The sequence below is a fragment of the Pedococcus sp. genome, assembly GCF_036554925.1.
Classification (GTDB): domain Bacteria; phylum Actinomycetota; class Actinomycetes; order Actinomycetales; family Dermatophilaceae; genus Pedococcus_A.
This window is the reverse complement of the sequence record NZ_DATBMI010000025.1, coordinates 1-4,590: the sequence shown is the minus strand read 5'-3', so window position 1 is coordinate 4,590 and position 4,590 is coordinate 1. Positions and strand designations below refer to the sequence as shown.

Here is a 4,590-nt window from a genome sequence, read left to right as displayed (position 1 = left end):
CCTCTCCGGAGCTGACCGTGCTGCCGCACGAGGAGGTCGCCCTCGACGAGGGCGACCTCGTCGCTGCGAGCGACCACCGGCCGGTGTGGGTCGACCTCGAGCTCGACCCCGCTCGTGTGGATGCCGACCCCGGGCCCGGTGAGGAGCGGGTCAGCGAGGCTGCCGTGGTGGAGGCCGAGCGCCAGGCCGGCCCGGACGCCTGACTAGACGCGGGCGCCGTTGTCGGGGTCGTCGTCGTCGCGCGACAGCGGCTGCCGCAGCACCAGCAGGATGAAGCCGCCCACGGTCAGCCCGAGGGCGCCGAGGGTCCACCAGCCGCTGACATCGGGCTTGAAGATGACCAGCCACAACAGCAGCAGGGGACCAGCGACCAGACCGACCACGGTGCCCCAGAAGTGCAGGTCCTCCTGCGGCGGGAGCGGAGCGGTCGGCCCCGGCTCGAAGTGCGCGTCGTCATCCTCGGGGTCGGACTGGTCGTGGCCGGCCTCGACCTCGGCGTTGCTCGCCCCCTGGCCCGTCGCGCCGCGCCACACCGGGATGCCGCCGAGGGTGGGCGCGAGCGGTGAGGGGTTCACCGGTCCTCCGACCGGTCCGTGCTCGGCCCCTTCGGGGGCCTCGGGCGAGTCGTCCGCCGGGGCCTCGGCCGGGGCCTCGGCGGAGGCGCTCTGGGTCCCGGGGGACTCCGGCGCCAGGGACGGCTCGTCGGTGTCGCCGGGGCCGACCCGGCCCGCGAGCTCGGGGGCCTCGTGGTCGGGGGCGGCGACGTCGTCCCAGTGCGCGACGATGTCCGCGAACTGGGCGTCCACGTCCCGGTCGCTCATGGGGGTCTCCCCTTCTACTCCCTAGCCGTCGCGAGACGAGGAGCTCAGTCGCTCGATGAAGGCCACCGACTCGTCAAAGATACGCGGCGCGTCATTGTCGAGGGTAGCCACGTGGTAGCTGTCGTGCAGCACGATCTCGGTGACGTCCTGGCTCGAGATGCGCGAGAGCACCATCGCCGAGCTCTCGGCGGGGATGACGTGGTCCTCGGCCGAGCGCAGCAGCAGCACCGGCTGGGTGACCTCGGGGAGGTCCCGCGTCAGGTTCTTCCAGGCGACGAGCTGGGAGTGGCCGGCCTTGAGGGGGGTGTGGCTGTAGGCCAGCTCGGTCACGCCCTCCTTCTTGATGTCGTTGGCGATCGCCTCGAGCCCACCGATGACGTTCTTCAACAGGGGCACGAACCGCACCCGCCAGTCCTTGAAGAGCACGGCGGGGTTGACCAGCACCAGGCCGGTGACCCGCGGCCCGTGCTCCTGGGCGAGGGCCAGGGCGATGCCCCCACCCATCGACAGCCCGCCGATCACGACGGTGTCACAGCGCTCGTGGAGCTCGCGGAACTCCCGGTCCGCGGCGGCATACCAGTCCTCCCACCGCGTGCGGTTCATCTCCTGCCACGTGGTGCCGTGGCCGGGCAGGCGCGGCAGCCGCACCGTCATGCCCCGCGCCGCGAGGTGCTCGGCCCACGGCCGCAGGCTCTGGGGGCTGCTGGTGAAACCGTGGACGAGGAGCACGCCGGTGGAGGAGCCGTCGTGGGAGTACGGCTCGGCGCCAGGAAGCACGGGCACGTCTGGACTCCTGTGGGGACGAGGGACGAGGGGCGAGGAAGGCGGGGCGGAGGGCAGAACGGCCACGCTGGCGCGCATCTTCGCACGGGGCCGCGACCGCGTCGATAGTGTCGTAGAGTTCACCGCGTCACAGGCGGGAGGTGCCGATTGTTCTACTGGGTGCTCAAGACAGTTGTGCTTGGGCCGATCCTCAAGCTCCTCTTCCGACCGTGGGTCGAGGGGGAGGAGAACGTCCCCGAGGAGGGGCCGGCCATCCTCGCGAGCAACCACCTGTCGTTCTCGGACTCCATCTTCCTGCCGCTGGTGGTGCAGCGGCGCGTGACCTTCCTCGCGAAGTCCGACTACTTCACCGGCCGCGGCCTCAAGGGCCGCCTGACGGCGGCGTTCTTCAAGGGGGTCGGCCAGCTGCCCATCGACCGCAGCGGGGGCCGCGCGGGGGAGGCCGCCCTGCGCTCGGGGCTGCGCGTCCTGCGTCGGGGCGAGGTGCTGGGCATCTACCCGGAGGGCACGCGCTCGCCCGACGGGCGCCTCTACCGGGGGCGCACCGGCGTCGCGCGGATGGCCCTCGAGGCGGGCTGTCCTGTCCTGCCCGTCGCGATGATCGGCACGGACAAGGCCCAGCCCACCGGCAAGAAGGTCCCCAAGATCATGCGCATCGGCGTGCGCATCGGCAGGCCCCTCGACTTCTCGCGGTACGAGGGCATGGAGGACGACCGCTTCGTCCTGCGCTCGATCACCGACGAGATCATGTACGAGCTGATGCTGCTGTCCGAGCAGGAGTACGTCGACATGTACGCCACGTCGATGAAGAGCCGGATCCTCGCCGCGGCCAAGACCAAGGCCCGCGAGCTGCAGGAGGCCGCCAAGCCGGGCACCGCCGCGCGCGAGCTCGAGGAGGCGCTCGACGCCGTCGACGACGAGAAGCGGGTCCGTCACCACGGTCCCCAGGTGGACGACGCCACGGCCGACATCGACGAGACCACCCCGGACGACGCACAGGACCGCGACGTCCCGCCGGGCCACCGCGCCGCCAGCTGAGCGGTGGTGGCCGCGCAGGGGGACGGGGCGGCCGGCGGGGGCCGGTCGACGGTGAGCCCGAACCACCCGGGCGAGACGAACGCGGGGTCGACGGGCGTGGGGTCGACGGGCGTGGGGTCGACAGGCGTGGGGCCGACCGCCCTGGGCTCGCAGCCGGCAGTGGTCTCGGCGTTCTGGAAGGGCATCGACGTCTTCCGCCCGATCGCCCTCGGCTACGCGGCCTACGTCGCGTGGGACCGCCACGAGCAGATGGTCCGCCCGGCCCTCGCGTGGGTGGTGCTGGGGGTGCTGGCCGTGTGGACGGCCTTCCTCGTCGTCCACCGGCGCCGCACCCTTGCCCTCGTGGTGACCGAGCTGGTGCTGGCCGCCGGCGCGATCCTGGCGACCCGGCTCGTCGACAGCGACGCGGTCATCCGGGCGGGCGCGAGCACGGTGCCGGCGTTCTGGCCCGCGGCCGGGGTGGTGTCGGCTGCCGTCCTGCTCGGCCGCCGCGGAGGGTTCCTGGCTGCTCTCGTCATCGGGGTCGTCGACCTCGTCGAGGTCCGGGACGCCACGCCGCACACGGTCAACAACATCGTGCTGCTGCTGCTGATCGGGACCCTCATCGGCTACGCCGTCGACCTCGCCCGCGAGGGCCACGGGAAGCTCCGCGAGGCGCTCGCGCTCGAGGCCCGGGTGCGCGAGCGGGAGCGCCTGGCCAGGACGGTGCACGACGGGGTCCTGCAGACGCTGGCCTTCATCAACCGCACCGGCGGCCAGATCGGCGGGGAGACCGCTCGGCTGGGTGCGATGGCCGCCGAGCAGGAGCGGAGGCTGCGGGCGCTCGTGAGCGGGGCGGACGGGGAGCCTGCGGCCGCCGAGGGCGACGTCGACCTGCGGACCCTGCTCGGGAGGCACGCCGGCGAGCGGGTCCAGGTGGTGGTGCCGGCCGAGGCCGTGCGGGTCCCGGCCCCGGTGGCGACCGAGCTCGCCGCCGCGGTGGGTGCCGCCCTGGACAACGTGCGCCACCACGCGGGCGCCGAAGCGCAGGCGTGGGTGCTGGTCGAGGACGAGGGCGACGCCGTGTCCCTGACCGTGCGTGACAACGGCGTCGGTATGCCGGCTGGCCGGCTCGAGCGGGCCGCCGCCGACGGCCGCCTCGGCGTGGCGTCCAGCATCCGCGGGCGGTTGCGGGATTGTGGCGGGGACGCCGAGTGGTCCAGCCGCGAGGGCGGCGGGGTCACCGTGCGGATGCGTGCGCCCAAGGCGGGCGTGGCCAGCACGACGGGAGGACGCGGATGAGCGCGGGAGCAGGGGACAGCGAAGGGGCAGGCGGGACGACGACGCCTGTCAGCGTGGTCGTGGCGGACGACCACCCGATGTGGCGCGACGCCGTGGCCCGGGACCTCACGGAGGCAGGGCTGCGCGTGGTCGCCACGGCCGACGACGGTCCCAGCGCGGTCCGCCGGACCACGGCGACCCGCCCCGACGTCCTCGTGCTCGACCTGAACCTGCCGGGCCTGCGCGGTGACGAGGTCTGCCGCGCCCTCGGCAGCCTCCCGACGAGGGTGCTGATCCTCTCGGCGAGCGGGGAGCAGCAGGACGTCCTCGAGGCGGTCAAGGCGGGTGCGACGGGCTACCTGGTGAAGTCCGCCCAGAGCGCCGAGGTCGTCGAGGCGGTGTGTGCCACCGCCCGTGGCGAGGCCGTCTTCACGCCGGGACTGGCCGGGCTCGTGCTGGGGGAGTACCGCCGGATGTCGTCGCAGCCCGAGGCCGACGCGTCGCGGCCGATCCCCGAGCTCACCGAACGCGAGACGGAGGTGCTCAAGCTGGTGGCCACCGGCATGTCCTACAAGGACATCGCGGCCGAGCTGTTCATCTCGCACCGCACGGTGCAGAACCACGTGCAGAACACGCTGGGCAAGCTGCAGCTGCACAACCGCGTCGAGCTGGTGCGGTTCGCCTTCGC

Annotated in this window: 5 protein-coding genes and 1 pseudogene; 4 read left to right on the top strand and 2 right to left on the bottom strand. The window is 73.2% G+C overall.

The window, feature by feature from the left end:
- A pseudogene (locus tag VIB11_RS01825) lies at positions 1-203 on the top strand (hypothetical protein); the annotation flags it as partial.
- Here the strand turns inward: VIB11_RS01825 and VIB11_RS01820 are convergent.
- Positions 204-821: a hypothetical protein gene (locus VIB11_RS01820; protein WP_332027792.1), complete on the bottom strand. Its 618-nt coding sequence runs from the start codon at positions 819-821 to the stop codon at positions 204-206.
- 21 nt (positions 822-842) lie between these two features.
- Complete coding sequence (locus tag VIB11_RS01815) at positions 843-1,604, bottom strand: alpha/beta hydrolase (RefSeq protein ID WP_332027790.1); 762 nt, start codon at positions 1,602-1,604, stop codon at positions 843-845.
- 147 nt (positions 1,605-1,751) lie between these two features.
- Between VIB11_RS01815 and VIB11_RS01810 the strand changes: the two genes are divergently transcribed.
- From VIB11_RS01810 to VIB11_RS01800, 3 genes are all read left to right on the top strand, one after another.
- On the top strand, positions 1,752-2,642 hold the full coding sequence (locus tag VIB11_RS01810; protein ID WP_332027788.1) for a 1-acyl-sn-glycerol-3-phosphate acyltransferase: 891 nt from the start codon (positions 1,752-1,754) through the stop codon (positions 2,640-2,642).
- A gap of 126 nt (positions 2,643-2,768) precedes the next feature.
- Positions 2,769-3,923 carry a MacS family sensor histidine kinase gene (gene macS / locus VIB11_RS01805; RefSeq protein WP_332027786.1) on the top strand — a complete coding sequence of 385 codons (1,155 nt, stop codon included), beginning with the start codon at positions 2,769-2,771 and terminating at the stop codon, positions 3,921-3,923.
- On the top strand, positions 3,920-4,590 hold a 671-nt coding region (locus VIB11_RS01800), incomplete at its 3' end, for a response regulator transcription factor (protein ID WP_332027784.1). The genes macS and VIB11_RS01800, both read left to right, overlap by 4 nt.

Bases quoted from the DNA above. Each gene is read 5' to 3' on its own strand.
- VIB11_RS01820 (WP_332027792.1), bottom strand. From the start codon at position 821: ATGAGCGACCGGGACGTGGACGCCCAGTTCGCGGACATCGTCGCGCAC.